Genomic DNA, 22,283 nt, shown 5'->3' with positions numbered 1-22,283 from the left:
GCATGCCCAGGATCACCAAGGACGAGATCGAGGCGCTCTGCGAGCGGGAGCTGCCTTTCGCCAAGACCTTGGGCATCACGGTCGACGACATCGGCCGCGGCACGGCGGTCGTGCGCCTGCCCTACAAGAGCGACCTGCTGCGCCCGGGCGGCACGATCTCGGGCCCGGCGACCATGGGCCTGGCCGACTTCGCCGCCTTCGTCGCGGTCCTCAGCCTGATCGGCCCGGTCGAGATGGCGGTCACCACCAGCCTGACCTGCAACTTCCTGCGCCGTCCGGGCCCGGCCGACCTGCTGGCCTACGCCCGAATCCTCAAGCTCGGCAAGCGCCTGGCCTACGGTGACGTCGAGATCTTCAGCGAGGCGGACGCGGGCGAGGGCCCCGTGGCCCACGTCACCGCGACCTACTCGATCCCGCCACAGGGCTAATACCAAGGGAAGGCACGACAGCGCCGCCTTCGATGAGGCCCATGAAACAGGTCAATATTCCCTTCCCTTGGTATAGGGGGCCAGGCGGGCGACCAAGTCGCTCAGCCGTATCCTGGGGTTGGCCGAAAAGTCGAGGCGGGAGAGGAGGTCCGTGAAGTCGAGCTCGCCGTCCTCGATCGGCAGCATGCGGCCCAGGCTGGGGCCGCCGGCGGCCGGCCCGAGGCGGGTCCAGCCGATCCCGGCCTGGGCCAGGGCCTCGGCGCGGTGGCTTTGCCCGACGAGATCGCTGTATTCGTAGACCAGCAGCCGAGACGGGACGTCGATCCCGCTCCGGGAGATGTCACTCTGCCGGGCCCAGTCGAGCTTGGCCGGCAGGCCGCGATCCTCGCCCATGAGCTGCCGAAGCTTGCGCAGGCACACCCGGCTGCCGCCGCGGGCATAGACCGGGTCCGAGCCGGGCTGCGCGGCGCAGGCCACGGCCTCGACGATGGCGACGGCGCGCATGCCTTTGAGATAGTCGATCGGCGCCAGGGCGATGGGCCGCGCCTCACGGTCCGTTTCGCTCAACTCTCCGAGCCTCTTCAGCCAGCGCGGATTGCCCAGGAGGTCGCGCGCCGCAGTGAAGACGGGCGCCTTGGACAGCATCGCCTTCACGGCGGCCAGCCATAGGTCGCCGGGCGCCTCGACCCGCTCGGCGAAGAGGTGGTAGCCGGCGGCGGTATCGAGCGGGGCGCTGTAGATCCCGGTGTTGATGCTCTCCGACAAGGGGTCGTCGCGCAGCACCTCGGAGACCTCGCCCCGCTCGGTGATGAACAGGAGATAGGCGTGTCCCTGGAAGTACCGCGGGGTGCTGCTGCGCCTACAGGGGGTCGAGGTGTCGCTGCCGCTGATCTCGGGCCGAGACAGGCCGAGGTCCCAGAAGGCCGGGTCGCGGTGGCCGTCGAAGTCGGTGTCCGGCGGCAGGCCGCCCGGACCGTCGCCGAGCGAGGCGGCTTGAGCGGTCTTCGGGTCGACCAGGGACGGGCTCGCGGTGAGCAGATGGAAATAGGGCTCGGCGGTTCCGAAGAGCACCTCGAGGGTCTCGAACTGGACCACGGCGGCGGCGTCGAGCCGTTCGGCGGTGTAGCTGGCGAGCCTCTGGGCTGAAAGCGTGCGCGCCAGGACGATGGTCTCGGCCATGTTCATATGCGCAGCAAGGCTGGCCGGCGGCTGCGGTCTCTCGGGACAAGCCTGGGCCAGGCCCCTGGCCGGGAGTCCCGCCGCGAGGCAGCCGGCCAGCACGGCGGCCGGCCAGCAGCGGCGAAGAGCGGTCGGGCGTCTCATCTTGAGTCTCCCTGCGCGGCATCGAGACGTGCCGGGATTGCTCCTCAGATAGCGATAGCCCCAGAGCCTTAACCGATCGATAACACCCGGGCAGCGCGGCGGAGCGCCCGATCGGCGGCCCTTCGCTGAATTCGGCGTCCTGAAGAGCGCTTGTGCGACGGTATCATTATACCGCGAATACAAGCATTTGGACAAAGGCGAGTTTTGGCGGTTGACGGGACTGTGCCCGCGGCGTAAAAACGCGCGGCTTGGCCCAGATGACGGCTGCCATGCCGGCCGGGCCTTTCAGAAAATAATATTGTATTTCAAGCGGATGACCTCCATGAAGACCTATTCAGCCAAGCCGGCCGAGGTCGACAAGAAGTGGGTCCTGATCGACGCCGAGGGCGTCGTGCTCGGCCGTCTCGCCACGCAGGTCGCCAACATCCTGCGCGGCAAGCACAAGACGAGCTATACGCCCCACGTCGACTGCGGCGACCACGTGATCGTCATCAACGCCAAGAAGGTCAAGCTCACCGGCCGCAAGCTGGATGACAAGCTCTTCTACTGGCACACCGGCTATCCCGGCGGCATCAAGCACCGCTCGATGCGCCAGATCCTGGACGGCCCCCACGCCGAGCGGGTGATCGAGAAGGCGGTCGAGCGCATGATCCCGCGCGGGCCCCTGGGCCGCCGGCAGCTCAAGAACCTCAAGGTCTATGCCGGACCCGAGCATTCCCACCAGGCGCAGCAGCCCGAGGCCCTGGACCTCGCGGCGCGCAACCCGAAGAACAAGAGGAGCGCGTAAGGCCATGGCCGAAGAAACCCAGACGGTCACGGACCTCAAGGACCTGGGCGCGGCGACCGGTGTGGTCCCGACCCCCGAGGAGGCCGCCGCCACGGCCGAGCCCAAGCTGGACGCCCAGGGCCGCGCCTACGCCACCGGCAAGCGTAAGGACGCGGTCGCTCGGGTCTGGATCAAGCCCGGCGCCGGCAAGGTCACGGTCAACGGCCGCGACGTCGAGACCTACTTCGCCCGCCCGGTGCTGCGCATGATCCTCAACCAGCCCTTCCTGGTCGCCGAACGGACCGGCCAGTACGACGTCCTGTGCACGGTCTCCGGTGGTGGGCTCTCGGGCCAGGCCGGCGCGGTGCGCCACGGCATCTCGCGCGCCCTGGTCAATTTCGAGCCGGCCCTGCGGCCCCTGCTCAAGAAGGGCGGCTTCCTGACCCGCGACTCCCGCGTGGTGGAGCGCAAGAAGTACGGCAAGGCCAAGGCCCGCCGCAGCTTCCAGTTCTCCAAGCGCTAGGCGCAGCAGGCAAACGGGTTATCCGCCAGGGCCCGCCGAGCGGCGGGCCCTTTTGCCTTGCGGGTCAGCTGGCCGGAGCCGTGTCGGGCAGGCGCCGGAAGTCCTTGGGCGAGAAGGGGCGGGGCCAGTCCGGGGTGGGAATCGGGCGGCGGTCGTCGAGGCGGTACCAGGCGCCGCCGGTCGGGTCTGCCGGATTGACCACGACGTGGATACTCTGGGCCGGCATGTAGCTCTGGGCCAGCAGGACTGCGGTCTCGCCCGCCGGGTTGCGGGCCAGGTCGACGACCAAGAGCGCGTGGCCTGGAAAGGCGCCCTGGATCAACACGTCACCGATCCGCAGCCCCGATACCGAGGCGACGGGCGCGGAGTCCCGGACCATCGACCAGGTGCCGGCGTAGGTGAAGATCACGTCGAGCCAGGCGCGGAACTGACCTCGGCCGTCGGCGCGGGCGGCGCCCTGGGTCCAGCCGACATCGTTGCCCCGGACCCGCGGCCGCTTGCCGGCGAGCCAGCGGCTATAGGGGAAAGCATGACCGCTGGTGAACTTGAAGCTCAGGTCCGCCGCCCGTCCGGCCGCACGCAGGTATTCGGCGCGCAACCGCATGACGGCGTCGGCGCATTGCTGCAGATCCCGCCGGCCGACGTCGATCTCGATCACCGCAGCGGCCGAGGCTTGGTTGCCCTTCTCGCGGCCGTCGTGGTTGCGCACCGGCGTGCCCGGCGGCGCCAGCGGAAGGTGGCGCAGCCAGTCGCCGTAGCTGCCGGCTGGCGCGGCGCTGCGGTCGAAGCCTGCCGGCGGCGCAAAGGCATCCGCGATGCGCCGCGCCGGCACCTGCTCGAGCCAGCCATAGGCGGAGTCCGGCGGCGCAGCCCAGCCTGCCGCACCCGCAAGCCAAGAGGCCGCCAGGATCAGGATCGAAACTGTCAGGATCCGCCGCATGCTGCCCCCTTGTGCCGCCAGGGCATTTTCGTCGCAGAGGATCGTGGCGGTTTGTAGGCCGAGGGACGTCCCGGGGCGGCGGGGACGGTTGCCCCGCAATCGGGAAGCCGCTATTCCTAGGCCGGATACAGATTGGAGGCCGCCGGCCATGCGACGACGAGAGAGACCCATACAGGAGCGCTCAGCCTGAGGCGGTAGACGACACTCCATGCCGTCGTTTTCCCTCGGGCCGGCAGAGCGCCGGGGCCAAGAGGGGAGGACGGATCGACGGACGACCGGGCGCCCTTTGCGGCGCCCTTGGTGTTTTCGGATCCCAGGATCAAAATGGCCGGGCGGGGGCGGAAGACCCAGGTCACGGCCGCTGAAAGGCAGACCAAGATGACAGGCAACGCGATACGGATCGGCATTCTCGGGGCGTCGGGCTACACGGGGGCGGAGCTGCTGCGCCTGCTGCTGCGCCACCCGGCGGCGGAAATCCGCCTGCTGACCGCCGAGCGCCAGGCCGGCAAGGACATCGCCGAAGTCTTCCCGCAGCTCGCCGGGCAGGGCCTGCCGCGCCTGGTCAAGATCGAGGCGGCCGACTTCTCGGCCCTCGACATGGTTTTCTGCGCCCTGCCGCACGGCACCACTCAGGAGGTCATCGCCGCCCTGCCGTCCGACCTCAAGGTGGTCGACCTCTCGGCCGACTTCCGCCTCGCCGACCCCGCGACCTACGCCCAGTGGTACGGCCGCGCGCACCAGGCGCCGGAGCTGCAGCTGGAGGCGGTCTACGGCCTGACCGAGCTGGCCCGTGAGGCGGTGGCGAAGGCCCGGCTGGTCGCCAACCCGGGCTGCTACCCGACGCCCTGCCAGCTCGCCCTAGTGCCGCTGATCGAGGCCGGCGCCATCGAGACCGGCCAGATCATCATCGACGCCAAGTCCGGTGTCACCGGCGCCGGCCGGGCCCCCAAGGAAGCCAGCCTCTACGCCGAGGTCGGCGAGGGCATCCATGCCTACGCCCTGGCCGGCCACCGCCACGCGCCGGAGATCGAGCAGGGCCTGACCGCCGCCGCCGGCCGGCCTGTGACGGTCAACTTCACCCCACACCTCATGCCCATGAACCGGGGCATCCTGGAGACCATCTACGTCAGGCTAGCGAACAGCGGCGACGCCGACGGCCTGCGTAAGATCCTCTCCGAGCGCTACGCCGAGGAGCCCTTCGTCACCGTCCTGCCCGAGGGCGTCGCCCCGGCGACCCGCCACGTGCGCGGCACCAATCTCTGCCAGCTCGGCGTCTTCCCTGACCGCCGGCCCGGCCACGCGGTCCTGGTCGCGGTCGAGGACAACCTGGTCAAGGGCGCCTCGGGCCAGGCGGTTCAGAACATGAACCTCATGACCGGCCAACCCGAGACCGCCGGCCTCGACCAGCTCGCGCTGTTTCCTTAGGATCGACGGCGAGGAAATCACGCGCTCTCGGACGACTCACTGGAGCGCGATGTCGAGTTGTAGTCCCGCTGTCCGTGGTTGCCAGCTTGCCTTGGCGGGCTCTGCCACCAAATATGGCAATTGAGGGTCTCAACGCCGGGCCGTCGTTCTGCGCCGTCCGGTGATCTCCCCGTCAACGTGAAGCGAGTGCGACCATGCCTGGCGTGATCCTGCCCTATCGGGGCATCAGACCCAAGATCGCCTCCGACGCCTTCGTCGCCGAGACCGCGGTCATCATCGGCGACGTCGAGATCGGCTCGGGCAGCTCGATCTGGTACGGCTGCGTGCTGCGCGGCGACGTCAACAGGATCCGGGTCGGACGCGGCACCAACCTGCAGGACGGCACCATCGTCCACTGCAACCACGATCCCAGCGGCGACTACCGCGAGACCGGCGGTGGCGAGCCGACCCACATCGGCGACGGCGTCACCGCTGGCCACATGGCGCTGATCCACGCCTGCACCATCGAGAGCCACGCCTTCATCGGGATGCGCTCGGTGGTCATGGACCGGGCCGTGGTCGAGAGCGGCGCCATGGTCGCGGCCGGCGCCCTGGTGACCCCGGACAAGCGGGTCGGCAAGGGCCAGCTCTGGGCCGGCAGCCCGGCCAAGCACCTGCGCGACCTCTCGTCGGAGGAGCAGGCCAACCTGCCCTACATCGCCGAGCACTACGCCGAGCTGACCCTCGGCTACCTCGACGAGCGCCGGGTCTGACGGCGCGCCGGCTCCCCACGAACCCTGCTCTAATCGGCGCCCAGAGCCCGCTCGAGACGGCGGTAGCGCGGCTCGCGCCGCAGCGCCGCGAGCTCGGGATCGCTTCGCAGGAGCGTGGCGTTGCGCCAGCCGGCCTCGGCGATCATTTCCAGCCGCTCCAGGGCCGCAGGCACTTCGTCCACCCGGGCCAGGAAGGACGCCAGGTAGTAGTGCATCGGGTCTTCGTGCCTGAGCAGCGGCTCGACCAGGCTCAGGGCCTCGCGCTGCGCGCCCAGCTCGAGGGACACCCGCGCCCGCCCGCACAGCGCCCGGAAGTCGTCTGGATCGGCGAGGAGGTGGGCGTCGATGCGGGCCTTGGCCCGGGCCGCGTTGGCCCGCGCGCCGGCCCGGTCGCCCAGGCCGTATCTGGCCTTTGCGGCCAGGGCCAGGGAGTGGAAATCGTCGGGTTGGAGGCGGGCGGCCTGCTCCAGCATCGCCGCGGAGAGCGCGTGGTCGCCCCAGGCGAAGCCGGCGTGCCCGAGGAGGAGGTGGGTATCGGCCGCGTGGGGGCGGAGCCGGATCGCCGTGCCGAAGTGCCGGCGCGCACGCCGCAGGTCGCCGAACCTGGCGAGCGCCAGGCCCTGGGCGGCGTGGGCCTCCGCCGAGCCGGGATCGATCCGCAGCGCCGTCTCTCCGTGCTTCAGAGCCTTGCCCAGGCCGTCGCCGGCCGGCTCGAAGTAGAGGTCGATGAAGGTCAGGCTGCGGGCCAGACCGGCGTGCCCAGGCGCGTAGTTCGGCCGGGTCTCGACGAGGTCGGAAAACAGCGCCGCGGCGGCCTGGAGGTTCGCCTTGCCGCCCCGGTCGAGGCGACTGCTGGCCGTCAGGTAGAGCGCATAGCCCTCCAGATCGACGTCCCCGTCATCCCAGACGGCAGGCCCCGTTTGGCCACTGCCGGGCGGCAGCCAACCCTCCGTCCCGGCCCGGGCGGAGACGTCCTCCATGGCCGCGCGCAGCCGATCGGCGCCGCGCGGAGGCGACATGAGCCGGTAGCCGGATTTGTGGACGGTCTCGACATACCGGGGCGCGCGGGAGTCGTCGCCGAGGTGCTTGCGGATCTCCGCGATCGCGTGGGTCAGAACCTCTTCGCCGACGGTGACCCCAGGCCAGGCCGCGTCGAGCAGCTCCGCCCGGCTCAGCACCCGGCCCGGCACCGCAGCCAAGGCCAGCAGCACTTGCATGGCCTTCGGCGACAGCCGATGCCTACGGTCTCCTCTGCTGACCCGCCGGGTCGCGGGATCGATCAGGGCGTTCCCGATGAAGAAAGGGCCTTCGCCGAACATGCCGTACCTGCTGCGCGCGGTTGGGAGGGCAGGCTAGGCCCGGCGCCCCCCGACAGATGCTTCCTCAATGGATAAAGCCCGAATCAGAGGAGATTTCCACCTGCATTTAGTGACGTTTCACGAAGAGATGATCGCCTACCGCCGCGAAGGCGGAATCCGCGCTCTTCCCCCCTTGCCGCAGGGCGGCCGGCCGCTCAGTCCTGGGCCTTGACCGCGACGAAGGAGCCGGGGGCGTCCTCGAGGACCTTCAGCTTGCCGTCGCCGGGCGTGCGGGCCGGGACCTGCTTGTCCGCGTACTTCTGCAGCCACTTGTACCATTCGGGCCACCAGGAGCCCGGATGCTCCTTGGCCCCGGCCAGCCACTTCATCGGGTCCTTGGGGTTCTGAGCCTTGGTCCAATGCGAGTACTTCTCGGAGGCCGGCGGGTTGACCACCCCGGCGATGTGCCCCGAGGCGGCGAGCACGAAGCGCACCGGGCCGGAGAACAGCTGGGTCGCGGCGTAGGTCGAGGTCCAGGGCGCGATGTGGTCCTCCTTGGTCGAGAGCATGAAGGCCGGCGTCGCGACCTTGCGCAAGTCGATCGGCACACCGTCCAGCTCGATGCCGCCCGGCTCGACCAGCAGGTTCTCCTGGTACATCTTGCGCAGGTAGAAGCTGTGCATGGCCGCGGGCATGCGCGTCGAATCGGAGTTCCAGTAGAGCAGATCGAAGGGGAAGGGGTCCTTGCCCAGCAGGTAGTTGTTGACCACGAAGGACCAGATCAGGTCGTTGGCGCGCAGCATGTTGAAGGTCGTCGCCATCTCGGCGCCTTCCAGGTAGCCGCGCTCGCTCATCCGCTCCTCGAGCGAGGCGAGCTGCTCTTCGTCGATGAAGACCCCTAGCTCGCCCGCCTCGGTGAAGTCGGTCATGGTGGTGAAGAAGGTCGCGCTCTTGACCCGCTTGTCGGCCTTGACCGCCATGTAGGCCAGGGTCGCGGCCAGCAGGGTGCCGCCCAGGCAATAGCCGATGACGTTGGCGTCCTTCTCCCCGGTCGCCTGCGCAACCGCGTCGAGCGCCGCCAGCGGGCCCTCGTGCATGTAGTCCTCGAAGGTCTTCGCGGCCAGTTCCTCGTCCGGGTTGACCCAGGAGATCACGAAGACCGTCAGGCCCTGGTCGACCGCCCACTTCACGAAGGAGTTCTTTTCGCGCAGATCCAGGATGTAGAACTTGTTGATCCAGGGCGGGATGATCAGCAACGGCCGCTTGTGCACCGTCTCGGTGGTCGGCGTGTACTGGATCAGCTGCATCAGGTCGTTCTGGTAGACCACCTTGCCCGGCGTGATGGCGATGTTCTCGCCCATCTTGAAGGCGTCGTAGTCGGTCATCTTGATGTGCAGCCGGCCCTTGCCGCGCTCCAGGTCCTCGAGCAGGTTCTCCAGGCCCTTGACCAGGTTCTCGCCGCCGGACTCCAGGGTCTCGCGCAGGACCTCCGGGTTGGTCATGATGAAGTTCGAGGGCGCCATGGCGTCGACGAACTGCCGGGTGTAGAAGTCGACCTTCTGCGCGGTCTTCTCGTCGAGGCCGTCGACGTCGCGCACGGTCGACTGCATCCAGCGCGCGCTCAGCAGGTAGGACTGCTTAATGAAGTCGAAGAGCTGGTTGTCCTCCCAGGCCGGGTCCTTGAAGCGCCGGTCGGCGTGCTCGGGCTCGGCGATGGGCTCGGCGGCGGCGCCCATGATGCGCTGGGTCGTGGTCTGCCAGAGCCGCAGGTAGTCCTGCCAAAGGTTCATCTGCGCCTGCACCAGCTTGGCCGGATCGGTCATCATCTTCGCCGTCATCTCGAGGAAGGCGTTGCCGATGTTGAGCGGATCCATCGGCCCGATCGCGCCGTTGGTTCCCTGCCGCTCCAGGAACTCTGTGACGATCTTCTGGCTCCGATCCGCGATGCTCCCCAAGGCCTTGGAGAGTTCGACCGGATCGGGCATGTTGAACTCCGGACCCCGTTGCTCGCCCATGTCGCTTTCCTTATGGTTTTGCCAGTCGCCGTTGTGCGTTTTTCGTTTGGCCGACCGCGATTCTGCCTCGCGCTGTATAGCCTTGTCCATGTTGCACTGCAACATAAATGGAGCGGCCAGCGCCGTCCAACCCGTTGCCTATTGTAACCGAGCGCGCAGGTAAAGAGGAGACATACGCAGGATGCGGCAGAACAAGCTGCGGGCGACGCCGGCGGGTCTGACGGCAGGGCGATGGTTAGGGCTTCTCCTGGTGAGCGGCCTCGGGGTGGCGCTCGCCGCCTGCGAGGCGAGCGAGGGGGTCAGCGCCTCGGACCGCTTGAGCGGCACGATCCCCAGGCCGCAGAAGGTCACCGACGCCCGGGCCGAGCTCGGCGAGGCGGCGTTCCCGAACCTTGCCACGGTCCCCAACGCGCCGCCGCCGGTCACCTCGCGCGCGGAGAGATCGGCGGCCATGGCCGCTCTCGAGGCCGATCGCAGCGCTGCAGGTCGCTCCGCCGGGCCCCGCTCCGCGGGCGCGCCAGGAGGCGCGGCGCGAGAGCATATCGCCGACATCTACTTCGCCCAAGCCTCGGCCCTCCTCGACACCCAGGACCAGGAGGTACTGCGCGCGGTGGCCGAGTTGTTCCGAACCCGCGGCGGGCGGCTGCACGTCGTCGGGCACTCCAGCGAGGAGGTGGCCGGCGTCCCGGACCTGGAGCGGCGCCTGACGAACTTCCAGATTTCCCTGGAACGCGCCCGCGGGGTCGCCGAGGCGCTGGAGCGTCTCGGCGTCGCGGCGGATCGCCTGCTTGTCGAAGCGCTCACCGACCGGGATCCGGTCTACGGTCAGAGCACGCCCGAAGGCGCGGCCGGGAACCGGCGGGTCGAGATCTTCCAGGAACTCGGCAACAACAACGGCGGCTAGACGCCTGTCCAAGCCCGCGAAAGAGGAGACGCGATGAGCCACCATCTTGCCCAGCTGAACGTCGGAACCATCCTCCATGATCTCGAGGATCCCCGAATGAAGGGTTTCGTCGACAACCTCGAGCGCATCAACGCACTGGCCGAGGCCAGCCCCGGCTTCCTCTGGCGGCTCAAGGACGAGGCCGGCGACGCGACCGGAATCCAGGCCACCGAGGATCCGCGCTTTATCGTCAACCTGTCGGTCTGGGAAAGCCCGGAGGCCCTGTTCGACTTCGTCTACCGCTCCGCGCACACGGGGATCATGGCGCAGCGGCGCCAGTGGTTTGCGCGGCCGGCCGAGGCCTACCAGGTGCTGTGGTGGCTGCCGGCGGGCGAGATCCCGACCGTCGAGGCGGCGCTGGAGCGGCTGGAGCGTCTGCGCGCACAGGGGCCGACGCCCGAGGCCTTCACCTTCAAGCAGCGTTTCCCGGCGCCCGGTGCGGAGGATAGCGGCGACGACCTGCGTCCCGAGCCGTACTGCGTCGGCTGGAGCTGAGACCGCCGGGCCTTGCCGGGCTTCCGGCAGGCGGTGAAGCGGCGATGATAAGCCTTTGATTTGTCGTCTTGAGAGAGGGCCGTGCTCGGGGCGCAAGTCGGCTGCTGCATCCCGGCTTCGGCGGTGCTGGCGCACTTCCCGGCCAGACGCGAAGGCGTCTGATCGGGACCTGCGCTATCACTCTGAAGATAGGGCATTTCATCCGGCCAGATGGATCGCGAAGCGATTCCATCTGAGCGGATAATGCCCTAGTATCACCGCGCCGCCGCCGGCGGCCCGCGCCGCAGGAAACAGACCTCGTCCGAGATGGAACAGGAATTTCACCGGATCAAGCGCCTGCCGCCCTACGTCTTCGCCGAGGTCAACGCCCTCAAGGCCGAGGCCCGGGCGCGGGGCGAGGACATCATCGACTTCGGCATGGGCAACCCGGACCAGCCGCCGCCGCCCCACGTGATCGCCAAGCTGGTCGAGACCATCAACGACCCGCGGGCGCACCGCTATTCCACCTCGCGCGGCATCCCGGGCCTGCGCAAGGCGGTGGCCGCCTACTACGGCCGCCGCTTCGGAGTCGAGCTGGATCCCGAGCGCGAGACCATCGTCACCCTCGGCTCCAAGGAGGGCCTGGCCAACCTGGCGCAGGCGATCACCAGCCCGGGCGACATCGTCCTGGTGCCCAATCCTAGCTATCCGATCCATGCCTTCGGCTTCATCATCGCCGGCGGCGCGATCCGCCATCTGCCGGTCGGCCCGGACTTCGACGTGATGGCGCAACTGGAGCGGGCGGTCCGGCACTCGATCCCCAAGCCGCTGGCCGTGGTCCTCAACTACCCGGCCAATCCCACCGCCGAGGTGGTCGGGCTCGACTTCTATGAGGCGGTCGTCGACTTCTGCCGCCATCACGGCATCTACATCATCTCGGACCTGGCCTATGCCGAGGTCTACTTCGACGGGACGCCGCCGCCTTCGATCCTGCAGGTGCCCGGCGCGCGCGAAATCGCGGTCGAGTTCACCTCGCTCAGCAAGACCTATTCCATGCCCGGCTGGCGGGTCGGCTTCTGCAGCGGCAACTCCAAGCTGATCGCCGCCCTGGCGCGGGTGAAGTCCTATGTCGACTACGGTGCCTTCACCCCGGTCCAGGTGGCGGCGACGGCCGCGCTCAACGGGCCGCAGGACTGCGTCGAGGAGATGCGCCGGCGCTACAAGTCGCGGCGCGACGTCTTGATCGCCGGGCTGGCCGCTGCCGGCTGGCAGGTGCCCTGCCCGCCGGCGACCATGTTTGCCTGGGCGCCCCTGCCCGCGGCCTTTGAGGAGGCCGGTTCGCTGGTCTTTTCCAAGCTCCTTCTCAAGGAGGCAAAGGTCGCAGTCTCGCCCGGCGTCGGCTTCGGCGAGCACGGCGAGGGCTACGTCCGCCTGGCGCTGGTCGAGAACGAGCAGCGCACCCGGCAGGCGCTGCGCAACATCAAGGCCTTCCTGAAGGCGGCCGGGTCGGCTTCCGAAGCGGGAGACCCCCGGAAGCTGGCCTCGTGAGCGAGCCGCTCAGAATCGCGGTCGCCGGTCTCGGGACCGTCGGTGCCGGCGTCCTGTCCTTGCTGAAGGCCAACGCCGAGCCGATCGCCGCGCGCTGCGGCCGCGCCCTCGAGGTCGTCGCGGTCTCGGCGCGGGACCGGGGCAAGGACCGTGGCGTCGACATCTCAGAGATCACCTGGTTCGACGATCCGGTCGCCATGGCGGCGGCCCCGGAGGTCGACGTGGTCGTCGAGCTGATCGGCGGCGCCGACGGCTCGGCCAAGGCGGTGGTCGAGGCGGCGCTTGACCGGGGCCGCGACGTCGTGACCGCCAACAAAGCCCTGCTGGCGCATCACGGCAGCGCGCTGGCCGCCAGGGCCGAGGCCGCTTCGGCCGGGCTGGCCTACGAGGCGGCGGTCGCCGGCGGCATACCTATCATCAAGACCCTGCGCGAAGGCCTGGCGGCCAATCGGATCGATCGCATCTACGGCATCCTGAACGGGACCTGCAACTACATCCTGACCACCATGCGCGAGACCGGCCGCGACTTCGACGGCGTGCTCAAGGAGGCGCAGGAGCTCGGCTACGCCGAAGCGGACCCCGGCTTCGACATCGACGGCGTCGACGCCGCGCACAAGCTGGCGATCCTGACTGCCTTGGCCTACGGCTGCGAGGTCGATCTGAACGGCGTCTACGTCGAGGGCATCCGCAACGTCACCAGCACCGACATCGACTTCGCAGAGCAGCTCGGCTACCGGATCAAGCTGCTCGGCCTGGCGCGCTGCATCGACGGCAAGGTCGAGCAGCGGGTCCACCCCTGCATGGTCGCCAAGGAGACGCCGATCGCCAGCGTCGAGGGCGTCTTCAACGCCGTCGTCGCCGAGGGCGACTTCGTCGACAGCATCGTCGCCGAGGGTCGCGGCGCCGGCGCCGGGCCGACCGCCTCGGCGGTGGTCGGGGACCTGGCCGACCTGGCCCGCGGCCTGCGTTTGCCGGCCTTCGGGATCCCGGCGGACCGGCTCGCCGCCCTGCCGGCCCAGCCGATGGTGCAGCACGTCGGTTGCTACTACATCCGCCTGATGTGCGTCGACCGGCCCGGAGTCATCGCCGACGTCTCGGCGGCCCTGCGCGACGAGGCGATCTCCGTCGAATCCCTGGTGCAGCGGGGCCGGGACCCGCACGAGGCGGTGCCGGTGGTCCTGACCACGCACGAGACCCAGGAGGCGGGCCTGCGCCGCGCCCTGGCCCGCATCGGCCAGCTCGAGACGGTGGTCGAGGCGCCGCGCCTGATCCGGATCGAGGCCTTGTGACCGGAGTCCCCTGATCGAGGCTTGTGAGCGGAGGGGGAATCCGGCAGGAGTCACGGAGGCAAGCGCCGCAGCGAAGGGCGCGCAAGGGAGAGCCGAGGATGCCAGAAGAAGCAGTCCCCGACGACGCGATCATGGAACGCAATCTGGCGCTGGAGGTGGTTCGGGTCACCGAGGCCGCGGCCCTGGCCGCCTCGCGCCTGATGGGGCGGGGCGACGAGAAGGCGGCCGACCAGGCCGCGGTCAATGCCATGCGCCAGGCCCTCAGCACCATGCAGATCGACGGCACGGTGGTGATCGGCGAGGGCGAGCGCGACGAGGCACCGATGCTCTACATCGGCGAGAAGGTCGGCGCCGGCGGCCCGCCGATCGACATCGCGCTGGATCCGCTCGAGGGCACCACCATAACCGCAAAGGGCGGCCAGAACGCCCTGGCGGTGATCGCCATGGCCGAGGCCGGCGGCTTCCTCAACGCCCCCGACGTCTACATGAGCAAGATCGCCGTCGGCGGCGGCCTGCCGGACGACGTGGTCGACCTCGACGAGGATCCCGGCAGGAACCTGGCCGAGCTCGCCAAGGCGAAGCGGGTCGACCTCTCGGACCTGGTGGTCTGCGTCCTCGACCGGCCGCGCCACAACGAGGCCATCGCCAGGATCCGCGAGGCCGGGGCCCGGATCATGCTGATCTCCGACGGCGACGTCTCGGGCGTGATTGCGACCAGCGTCCGGGACAGCGGCGTCGACATGTACCTGGGCGTCGGCGGCGCGCCGGAAGGTGTGCTGGCGGCCGCGGCGCTGCGCTGCATCGGCGGGCAGATGCAAGGCCGCCTGGTGTTCCGCAACGAGGACGAGCGCGGCCGGGCGCAGCGCTGGGGCATCACCGACTACGAGCGCAAGTACGGCCTGCTCGAGCTGGCGAGCGGCAACGTCATGTTCGCCGCGACCGGGGTGACCGACGGCACCATGCTGAAGGGCGTCCGGCGCTTCCACGGCGGTGCCTCGACCCATTCCATCGTCATGCGCTCCAAGTCGGGCACCGTGCGGACCGTCGAGGCGGTGCACAACTTCGAGCGCAAGACCTGGTACGACTCCCTGGGAGTCTGACTCCGGTGGCCGAGCCCAAGCGCGAAGACCCGCCGCCGCGCGCCTTCCTCGGCGTCGAGGACTCGGTCTGCGGCAAGCGCTGGCGGGCCCGGCTCGACGACGACCGCCGCGCCCTGACCCTGTCCCAGCGCCTGGGCCTGCCGGAGATCGTCGGCCGCATCCTGGCCGCCCGCGGCGTCGGGCCAGAGGAGGCCGGACGCTTCCTGGAGCCGCGGCTGCGCGACCACCTGCCGGACCCCTCCAGCTTCCTGGACCTGGACCGGGCAGTGGCCCGCCTGGTCGCGGCGCTCGAAGCGGGCGAGACCGTCGCCGCCTTTGCCGACTACGACGTCGACGGCGGCAGTGCGGCCGCCCTGCTGCAGCTCTTCTTCCGGGCCATCGGCCGCGAACTGCAAGTCTACGTGCCCGACCGCCTCGCCGAGGGCTACGGCCCCAATGCCCCGGCGCTGCGCCGGCTGAAGGCGCAGGGCGCCTCCCTGGTCCTGACCCTGGACTGCGGCACCACGGCCTACGCGGCCCTCGAGGCGGCGGCCGCGGAGGGCCTGGAGGTGATCGTCGTCGACCATCACGCCGCCGAGGCGCGCCTGCCGCCGGCAGTCGCGGTGGTCAATCCGCAGCGCCTGGACCAGACCACGGACTGCGGCCCGCTGGCCGCGGTCGGGGTGACCTTCCTGCTTCTGGTCGGGCTCAACCGAGCCCTGCGCGACGGCGGCTGGTACGCCCGCCAGGGCCTGACCGCGCCCAACCTGATGGACTGGCTCGACCTAGTCGCCCTGGGCACGGTCTGCGACGTCATGCCCCTGGCCGGGCTGAACCGGGCCCTGGTGGCCCAGGGCCTGAAGGTGCTTGGCCGCCGCGGCAACCCGGGCCTGACCGCGCTCTGCGATGTCGCCGGGGTCGACGAGGCGCCGGGCGTCTACCACGCCGGCTTCCTGCTAGGGCCGCGGATCAACGCCGGCGGCCGGGTCGGCCGGGCCGGGCTGGGCGCCCGGCTCATGGCGTGCCGCGACCGGGAGGAGGCCCTGACCCTGGCGCGGGAGCTCGACGGCTACAACAGCGAGCGGCGGGAGATCGAGCAGGCCATCCTGGAGCAGGCCATCGCCCAGGTCGAAGCCCAGACCCCGGCGCCCGACGCCCTGGTCTTCGTCGCCGCCGAGGGCTGGCATCCCGGGGTGATCGGCATCGTCGCCAGCCGCCTGCGCGAGCGCTACAATCTGCCGTCCGTGGTCGTCGCCCTAGAGGCGGGGCGGGGCAAGGGCTCGGGCCGCTCGGTGCCCGGCCTCGACCTCGGCGCCATGGTGCTGGCGGCGCGGCAGGCCGGCCACCTGATCGACGGCGGCGGCCATCCCCAGGCGGCCGGGCTGACGGTCGCCGAGGGCGAGCTGGAGGCGCTGCGCGGCTTCCTGGAGGCCCGCGTCCGGACGCGCCTTCAGGCGATCGGCTATCGGCCCAGCCTGGGCATCGATGGCAGCCTGCGGCCGGCAGCGGCGACCACGGCGCTGCTCGGGCAGCTCGAGCAGGTGGCGCCCTTCGGCCCCGGCAACGAGGAGCCGCGCTTCGCCCTGGCCGATGCCCGGGTCCATCATGCCCGCGTGGTCGGCGAGGACCACGTCCGCTTCGAGCTGTCGGCGGCGGAGGGCGGGCGGCTCAAGGCCATCGCCTTCCGCGCGCTCGATCGTCCCCTCGGCGTCGCGCTGCTCAACGCCCGCGGCATGCCGCTGCACGTTGCCGGCAAGCTGCGCCGCGACCGCTGGCGCGGCAACGACGCCGTGCAGTTGATTGTTGAGGACGCGGCAGAGGCTTCCGGCTAGACTTGGCCAATGATCCGAGAGCCCAGCCAAGCTTTGCGCAAGCTTTGTCTCCTGGTTTTCTCTCTGGTTCTGGTCCTTTCGGTTCCGGCGCGCGGGCAGGGCACATCGGTCGATCTTGAGTTGGTTCTCGCCGTCGATTCCTCCTCCAGCGTGACCGCGGAAGAGTTCGATCTGCAGATGCAGGGCATCGCCAACGCCTTCCGGCACTCGGCGGTGGTCGCCGCGATCGAGGCGGCCGGCGATCTTGGGATCGCGGTCTCGCTGGTCCAGTGGTCCGACAACCGGCGCCAGTTCCTGGCCATCGACTGGATGCACTTGACGGACGCGGAAAGCGCCGAGGCCTTCGCCGAGGAGATCGACGCGACGCCGCGCTTCGTGATCGGCGGCGGCACCGCGATCGGCGGCGCCATGTCGTTCGCGACCCGACTGATCGACCGCAACGACTATGCCGGCCGGCGCAGGGTCGTGGACATCTCCGGCGACGGTCGGGCCAACCAGGGCAACCAGCCTGAGGACGAGCGGGACAAGGCGGTGGCGGCGGGCTTCACGATCAACGGCCTCGCCATCCTCAACGAGGACTTTCTGGTCGACCGCTACTACCTCTACAACGTGATCGGCGGAACCGGGGCCTTCCTGGTCACCGCCGAGGACTTCCAGGACTTCCAGGAGGCGATCCTGCGCAAGCTGATCCAGGAGATCTCCGGGGTCCCGTTGGCCGCCCTGGACCCGGCCCTGGAGGAACGGCTGGTCCAGGCCGAAAGGCCGGCGCCGCTGGGCGGCCGCTAGGCGAAGAATCGCCGCAACGGGCTTGATTTGCCGAGGGCCATCGGCTATCTGCCTCCCCGACGTCCCCATCGTCTAGAGGTCCAGGACACCACCCTTTCAAGGTGGAGACACGGGTTCGATTCCCGTTGGGGACGCCAAGCCTGTGCTTCCTCCTTCAAGGACCTGGCCTGTGGGCTTGGCGGGCCTCTCGCAGAGGCTTGTTCCGCCTCGCTCTGGACGCTGGCCCGGCCGCCGCCGGGGGCCACGGCCCGCCAGACCAATCCGCAAGAGCCTGGCCGGAGACGCCGGCTCCTTTCCTGGCCGCTCCGGCCACCGCTCGAGGTCTGCCAAGGCGGCGGCTTCCGGCGGTCTCGGGTCCTCCGTAGATCCAGCCCTTGTTCGGTGTATATCCCTGAGACTCCGCATTCCGAAGGGCGCTTGGGTTATGCCATAATGCGCCAGGGGCTGCAGGAGCCCGGCGCAGGCCGATACCACCGCGGCCACGCGCAGGGCAGGTCGAGAGGTCGAAGATGAGTGGTATCATACTGATTTCCATTGCTGTTCGGGCGCTGGCCCTGGTCTGGGCAATACATCTGGCCCGGCGCTTCAAAGACCCGCGGCTGTGGCTCTTCGTCCTGGCCATGGCCGGCCTGGCGCTCGAGCAGGTCTTTGTCGGCCTGGGGGGGCGGCCGGTCGCGTTTCTGGGCGAGATGGGGATTCGGGCCGACGTCCTCTGCCTCGCGATCAGCCTGATCCTCCTGGGCAGCGTGTTCTGCCTCGGGCGGATCCTCCAGGAAATGCGCGCCCGTTTCGATCTGGCCGCACAGAACGAGGCGCGTTTCCGCGACCTCGTGGAGGCCTCCTCCGACCGCTACTGGGAAATGGACCAGGACCTTCGTTATGTCTGGGCCCGGGAATCGACCGAGAAGCAGCGCGCGCCCTTCGTCCAGGAGCTGATCGGCAAGACCCGCTGGGAGGTCTACAACGGCGACCCGGAAGGTGACGAGAGCTGGCGCCAGCACCGCGACGATCTCGTCAACCGGCGGCCCTTTCGCGACTTCCGACACCCCCTGACCGGCCGCGACGGCGTGACCCGGCACTGGAGCGTCAGCGGCAAGCCGGTCTACGCCGCCGACGGCAGCTTCGCCGGCTACCGCGGCACGGCCACCGACATCACCCTGCAGGTCGAGCAGCAGGAAGAGGCAGAGCAGGCGGTGCGCCGCTCGGAGCAGAGGCTGCGAGACTTCGCCTACGCCGCCTCCGACTGGTTCTGGGAGACCGACGCCGATCTGCGTTTTACCTTCGTATCGCAGCGGACCGAGACGGCAGCCAAACTCCAGGCCAAGGACCTGATCGGCAAGGACCATCGCGACCTGGACTTGACCGAGACCGACGCCGGCGTCCTGAAGCGTCACCTTGAGCACCTGGACAAGCACAAGGAGATCCGGAACTTCGTCTACAGCATCCGGCAGCGGAACGGTTCGCTGCGCCACTTCAGGGTCTCGGGCCGGCCCCTCTTCGGCGACGCCGGGCAGTTCCTCGGCTACCGCGGTGTCGGCACCGACATCACGGCGGAGGTGGTGGCCGAGCGGCAGCGCCAGCAGGCCGAGGTCCGCCTGGCCAAGTCGATCGAGGCGATTCCTGCCGGCTTCGCTCTCTTCGACGAGTCCGATCGCCTGGTCATTTGCAACAAGGAATACCGGGAGTGCTACGAGGCGCTGGGCGTCGACGTGCGCCCGGGGATCCGGTTCGATCAACTGGTCTGGGCGGCCGTGGACAATCGGAGCATAGGCGCCTCGCAGGAGGATGCCGAGCTCTGGGCCCGGCAACGCCTGATCCGCCGGACCTGTCCGGCAGAAGGCTTCGAGTTCCGGCACACTGGCTCGCGCTGGTCGGAGGTCAGCGACTATCTGCTGCCGGACGGCGGCATGATCACGCTGGCCCACGACATCACCGACCGCAAGCTGACCGAAGAGGCCCTGCGGATCAGCGAGCAGCACTTCCGCAACGTGGTCGAGGGCTCCGAGCAGGGCATGTTCATCTTCAAGGGCGAGGAGTTCATCTTCGCCAATCAGGCTTATGCCGACATGCTGGGCTATTCCCCGGAGGAGATCTACGCCCTGGACCCGCCGCAGCTGGCCTACGCGCCCTACGAGCGGGAGCGGATCCGGCAGTATTCCGAGGCGCGGATCCGCGGCGATGCGGCGCCGACTTCCTACGAGGTCGACGCACTGCGCAAGGACGGCAGCATCATCACCCTGCACCATTTTGCCAAGCGCGCCGAGTGGTACGGCGAGCCGGTGTCCCAGGTCGCCGTGGTCGACATCACCGACCGCAAGCGGACCGAGGAGGAGCTGCGGGAGAGCCGGGCCAAGCTCGCCAAGTCCCAGCAGCGCCTTCTGGACGCGATCGAGTCGCTGAACGATGGCTTCGTGCTCTACGACGCCGACGACCAGCTGGTGCTGTGCAACAGCAAGTTCAACGAGTTCTATGATTTGACCCCGGAGCTGCTGAAGCCGAAGACCCATTTCAGCGACCAGCTCCGCTGGGCTCTGTCGACCGGCAAGATCGGCGATGCCCGCGGCCGCGAGGAGGACTGGCTGCAGGAGCGCATCAGCCAGCACCGCGATCCGCAGGGCCCCTTCGAGCAGAGGCTGAGTGACGGCCGCTGGCTTCAGGTCAACGAGATCCGGACCAAGGAGGGCGGCATCGTCAGCATCCGGACCGACATCTCCCGCCTGAAGCGGGCGGAGGAATCGATTCGCCAGCACGAGGCCGATCTGGCCATGGTCCAGCGGCGCAGCACCATGGGCGAGATGGCGGCGGCCCTGGCCCACGAGCTCAACCAGCCGCTGACCGCGGTGGTGAACTATTGTGCCGGCTCACTGCGCCGGCTGGAGGCCGACCGCATGAGCCAGGCCGAGCTGGTCGAGATCCTGGCGACGATCCGCGATCAGGCCCAGCGCGCCGGGGACGTCCTGCGCCACATCGGCAGCTTCGTCGCGGAAGGCGAGGTCTCCAAGGGCATGGTCGACATCAACGCCGCGATCCGCAGCGTCATGGCCCTTCTGAAGGAGGAGCTTCGGCGCAACCGCATCGACTTCAAGCTGCAGCTCTCAGCCGATCTGCCACAGGTTCACGCCGCCGAGATCGGGATCGAGCAGGTCGTCCTGAATGTCGTCAAGAACGCCATCGAGGCGATGCAGGACGTACCCGCTCCGGAGCGCCGTCTGCGGATCGCGACCTCGAGGCGGGCCGGCGGCCGGGTCATGGTCTCGGTCAGCGACAGCGGGCGCGGCTTCACCGCGACCAACGGCGAGACCTACTTCGAACCTTTCGTATCCACAAAGAAGGACGGCATGGGCATGGGACTGGCGATCTGTCGCTCGATCATTTCGGCCCTCGGCGGGCGCATCAGCATGAAAAAGGGCCGCAGGGCCGGAACCAAAGTCTCCTTCCTGCTGCCAAGCGCCGACGAGGCCATGCAAGATGCTGCCTGAGCCGACAGTCTTCGTCGTCGACGACGACCCCGCGGTCCGCCAGTCCTTCAAGTGGTTGGTCGGCTCCATCGGCCTCAAGGTGCAGACCTTCTCCTGCGCGCAAGACTTCATCCGCGACTACGATCCGGCCGATGCAGGCTGTCTGGTCGTCGACGTGCGGATGCCCGGCATGAGCGGGATCGAACTCCAGGAGAAGCTGGCCAACGACGGCATCTCGATCCCGATCATCGTGGTGACCGCTTACGGCGACGTCCCCACGGCGGTGCGGGCGATGAAGCGGGGCGCGGTCGATTTCATCGAGAAGCCCTACAACGACCAGGCGATGCTTGATCGGATCCAGCTCTGCATCGAACGCGATGCCAAGATGCGCCGCGAGAAGGAGATCCGCCGTGAGGTCACCTGGCGGGTCGAGCGGCTCACGCCGCGGGAGCGCGAGGTCTTCGAGTTGATCGTCGCCGGCCGTTCCAATAAAGAGGTCGCCCGCGCCCTCGACATTAGCCCCAAGACGGTCGAGGCCCATCGGGCCAAGGTCATGGACAAGATGGCCGTCGGCTCCTTGGCCGAACTGGTGCAGCTTTCGACCTATCTCGAGTCTAATTAGTCCTTGAGTCGAGTTAGGGTTTTCCCGCAGTGCTGAACGGATTGGACCTGATTTTCGTTCAGAACTGCAACTTATAGCTTTGTAGTAAGGACCGCAAAGAATTATTTCCTTTTTTTAGAGGTCAGGGCTGACCAGGGGGCAAAATGGCACGCCGCTGTACTAACGCCGAGCCATTGTTGGAGATGGAAGTTGAACTCAAGGCCTTGCAGAAGGCCGTTTCTTCTAGCCGCGACGACCGCGATATCGAAGAACTTGGCCGCCGGCTCGACGCTCTTGAGTTGGAAATTAGTCAAACTAACGCGAGGACACCGGCCGGACTTGCCGTGAAGGTCCGGCGGCTCTGGGAAAACCTCGACGCGGAACGGGAAGAGTGGGATCTCAACAACTACCGAACGCTACTTGAGTCTCTCGAAAGCCTCGAGCCGGGCATCGACTTGACCGGCGAAGCGCGAGAGGCCTGATTCCGACGGTCTCTGCCCGGATCTTCCGCCTCGTTCTCCGCCGCAAGTCACGGCTGTTTCAGCCGTGGCGGGTGCGTTGCCTCTGGTCGGGATCCTGCGGCCGGCAGAGCGCCGAAACCGCGTTCTGGGCCTGCGAGGGCGTGGCGAAGCTTCGGCCGTCGAGCCGCGCCGTACTGTGGTCGGCGGCGAAGTACTTGTAGCCCGTTCTCTGCGCGACAAGCACTCCGACGCCCCGGCCTTCGATTTCGACGACAAAACGTACAGACCTGTGTTGGCTAGGCATGGCGTAACCTAGTCCTCCCTCGTTTGAACATTTGGCGT

General features: G+C 68.7%; 20 protein-coding genes and 1 tRNA gene. 16 read left to right on the top strand and 5 right to left on the bottom strand.

Going from position 1 to position 22,283, the window contains the following annotated elements:
• Window positions 1-2 precede the first annotated feature (2 nt).
• Window positions 3-428 carry a PaaI family thioesterase gene (locus tag QNJ30_13820; GenBank protein MDJ0944540.1) on the top strand — a complete coding sequence of 142 codons (426 nt, stop codon included), beginning with the start codon at window positions 3-5 and terminating at the stop codon, window positions 426-428.
• 51 nt (window positions 429-479) lie between these two features.
• Here QNJ30_13820 and QNJ30_13815 read toward each other — a convergent pair whose 3' ends face one another.
• Window positions 480-1,751, bottom strand: coding sequence for a hypothetical protein (locus tag QNJ30_13815; GenBank protein MDJ0944539.1), 1,272 nt, complete (start codon window positions 1,749-1,751; stop codon window positions 480-482).
• Window positions 1,752-2,073: 322 nt separating this feature from the next.
• Between QNJ30_13815 and rplM the strand changes: the two genes are divergently transcribed.
• Complete coding sequence (gene rplM, locus QNJ30_13810; protein ID MDJ0944538.1) at window positions 2,074-2,538, top strand: 50S ribosomal protein L13; 465 nt, start codon at window positions 2,074-2,076, stop codon at window positions 2,536-2,538.
• 4 nt (window positions 2,539-2,542) lie between these two features.
• A complete protein-coding gene (gene rpsI / locus QNJ30_13805) occupies window positions 2,543-3,040 on the top strand; it encodes a 30S ribosomal protein S9 (protein MDJ0944537.1) in 498 nt (165 codons plus the stop codon).
• 64 nt (window positions 3,041-3,104) lie between these two features.
• Here rpsI and QNJ30_13800 read toward each other — a convergent pair whose 3' ends face one another.
• Window positions 3,105-3,980, bottom strand: coding sequence for a DUF4846 domain-containing protein (locus QNJ30_13800; GenBank protein MDJ0944536.1), 876 nt, complete (start codon window positions 3,978-3,980; stop codon window positions 3,105-3,107).
• A gap of 378 nt (window positions 3,981-4,358) precedes the next feature.
• Here QNJ30_13800 and argC point away from each other — a divergent pair, with 378 nt between their 5' ends.
• Both argC and QNJ30_13790 read left to right on the top strand, forming a co-directional pair.
• Window positions 4,359-5,405, top strand: coding sequence for an N-acetyl-gamma-glutamyl-phosphate reductase (gene argC / locus QNJ30_13795; GenBank protein ID MDJ0944535.1), 1,047 nt, complete (start codon window positions 4,359-4,361; stop codon window positions 5,403-5,405).
• A 194-nt stretch (window positions 5,406-5,599) separates the two neighbouring features.
• The gene (locus tag QNJ30_13790; protein MDJ0944534.1) at window positions 5,600-6,157 is read left to right on the top strand and encodes a gamma carbonic anhydrase family protein; all 558 of its coding nucleotides are present in this window, start codon (window positions 5,600-5,602) and stop codon (window positions 6,155-6,157) included.
• Window positions 6,158-6,186: 29 nt separating this feature from the next.
• Here QNJ30_13790 and QNJ30_13785 read toward each other — a convergent pair whose 3' ends face one another.
• Together QNJ30_13785 and phaC are read right to left on the bottom strand one after the other, a co-directional pair.
• On the bottom strand, window positions 6,187-7,476 hold the full coding sequence (locus QNJ30_13785; protein ID MDJ0944533.1) for a winged helix-turn-helix domain-containing protein: 1,290 nt from the start codon (window positions 7,474-7,476) through the stop codon (window positions 6,187-6,189).
• Window positions 7,477-7,670: 194 nt separating this feature from the next.
• A complete protein-coding gene (gene phaC / locus QNJ30_13780) occupies window positions 7,671-9,470 on the bottom strand; it encodes a class I poly(R)-hydroxyalkanoic acid synthase (protein ID MDJ0944532.1) in 1,800 nt (599 codons plus the stop codon).
• Between the two features lie 181 nt (window positions 9,471-9,651).
• On the opposite strand from phaC, the gene QNJ30_13775 reads away from it, so the two are divergent.
• The 11 genes from QNJ30_13775 to QNJ30_13725 all read left to right on the top strand — a co-directional run bounded on the left by QNJ30_13775 (window position 9,652) and on the right by QNJ30_13725 (window position 21,962).
• Window positions 9,652-10,374, top strand: a complete 723-nt coding sequence (locus QNJ30_13775; protein MDJ0944531.1) for an OmpA family protein — start codon at window positions 9,652-9,654, stop codon at window positions 10,372-10,374.
• Between the two features lie 33 nt (window positions 10,375-10,407).
• Window positions 10,408-10,908: a DUF3291 domain-containing protein gene (locus QNJ30_13770; GenBank protein MDJ0944530.1), complete on the top strand. Its 501-nt coding sequence runs from the start codon at window positions 10,408-10,410 to the stop codon at window positions 10,906-10,908.
• Between the two features lie 306 nt (window positions 10,909-11,214).
• Window positions 11,215-12,435, top strand: coding sequence for an LL-diaminopimelate aminotransferase (locus QNJ30_13765; GenBank protein MDJ0944529.1), 1,221 nt, complete (start codon window positions 11,215-11,217; stop codon window positions 12,433-12,435).
• The gene (locus QNJ30_13760; GenBank protein MDJ0944528.1) at window positions 12,432-13,724 is read left to right on the top strand and encodes a homoserine dehydrogenase; all 1,293 of its coding nucleotides are present in this window, start codon (window positions 12,432-12,434) and stop codon (window positions 13,722-13,724) included. Before QNJ30_13765 ends, QNJ30_13760 begins: the two co-directional genes overlap by 4 nt.
• A 131-nt stretch (window positions 13,725-13,855) precedes the next feature.
• Window positions 13,856-14,824, top strand: a complete 969-nt coding sequence (glpX, locus tag QNJ30_13755; GenBank protein ID MDJ0944527.1) for a class II fructose-bisphosphatase — start codon at window positions 13,856-13,858, stop codon at window positions 14,822-14,824.
• Between the two features lie 5 nt (window positions 14,825-14,829).
• A complete protein-coding gene (recJ, locus tag QNJ30_13750; GenBank protein ID MDJ0944526.1) occupies window positions 14,830-16,635 on the top strand; it encodes a single-stranded-DNA-specific exonuclease RecJ in 1,806 nt (601 codons plus the stop codon).
• A 120-nt stretch (window positions 16,636-16,755) separates the two neighbouring features.
• A complete protein-coding gene (locus QNJ30_13745) occupies window positions 16,756-17,421 on the top strand; it encodes a DUF1194 domain-containing protein (protein ID MDJ0944525.1) in 666 nt (221 codons plus the stop codon).
• A gap of 61 nt (window positions 17,422-17,482) precedes the next feature.
• A tRNA-Glu gene (locus tag QNJ30_13740) sits at window positions 17,483-17,558 on the top strand.
• Window positions 17,559-17,930: 372 nt separating this feature from the next.
• The gene (locus QNJ30_13735) at window positions 17,931-20,900 is read left to right on the top strand and encodes a PAS domain S-box protein (protein MDJ0944524.1); all 2,970 of its coding nucleotides are present in this window, start codon (window positions 17,931-17,933) and stop codon (window positions 20,898-20,900) included.
• Window positions 20,890-21,501: a response regulator gene (locus QNJ30_13730; protein MDJ0944523.1), complete on the top strand. Its 612-nt coding sequence runs from the start codon at window positions 20,890-20,892 to the stop codon at window positions 21,499-21,501. The genes QNJ30_13735 and QNJ30_13730 overlap by 11 nt, the downstream gene beginning before the upstream one ends.
• A 182-nt stretch (window positions 21,502-21,683) precedes the next feature.
• Entirely contained in the window at window positions 21,684-21,962 is a 279-nt protein-coding gene (locus QNJ30_13725; protein MDJ0944522.1) for a hypothetical protein, read from the top strand.
• Window positions 21,963-22,020: 58 nt separating this feature from the next.
• On the opposite strand, the gene QNJ30_13720 is transcribed toward QNJ30_13725, so the two are convergent.
• The gene (locus QNJ30_13720) at window positions 22,021-22,245 is read right to left on the bottom strand and encodes a hypothetical protein (GenBank protein ID MDJ0944521.1); all 225 of its coding nucleotides are present in this window, start codon (window positions 22,243-22,245) and stop codon (window positions 22,021-22,023) included.
• Window positions 22,246-22,283: the final 38 nt, after the last annotated feature.

The organism is Kiloniellales bacterium, assembly GCA_030066685.1.
Taxonomy (GTDB): Bacteria; Pseudomonadota; Alphaproteobacteria; order Kiloniellales; family JAKSBE01; genus JAKSBE01.
Note: the sequence above shows the minus strand (reverse complement) of the source record. Positions and strands in the feature narration are given on the sequence as shown.